The following is a 265-nucleotide window of genomic DNA, read 5'->3' as shown; positions in this document are numbered from 1 at the left end:
AGTGACAATAACCGGATTGGTAATAGTCTCTTCATTGCCACTCATAACAAACACGCTAGGTATTTTCTTTGTTGGACTAAAGCCAAGCCATGTATAGCGACCGTCGTCATAAGCATAATCGGGGCTAATATCCTGACTTCCTTCAGCAACACGTTTATAGTATTGCCAGTTACGAGGTGATTTGGCGTTTTCCAACTCTCGGTTAATTGCTAACTCTTCTTTCTGTTTGTTATATGCCTCGATGCGCTTTTTCTCGATCTCTGCC

At 42.3% G+C, this 265-nt stretch carries 1 protein-coding gene; it reads right to left on the bottom strand.

Translation table 11 applies throughout. The features are described from left to right. Nucleotides 1-265, bottom strand: a 265-nt coding sequence (locus RTW80_RS29530) for a TrbG/VirB9 family P-type conjugative transfer protein (RefSeq protein ID WP_312721683.1), incomplete at both ends; no start/stop codon positions are given.

Source organism: Escherichia sp. AM3 (assembly GCF_032029835.1).
GTDB lineage: Bacteria > Pseudomonadota > Gammaproteobacteria > Enterobacterales > Enterobacteriaceae > Escherichia > Escherichia coli.
This window is presented reverse-complemented; position numbering and strand designations above follow the sequence as displayed.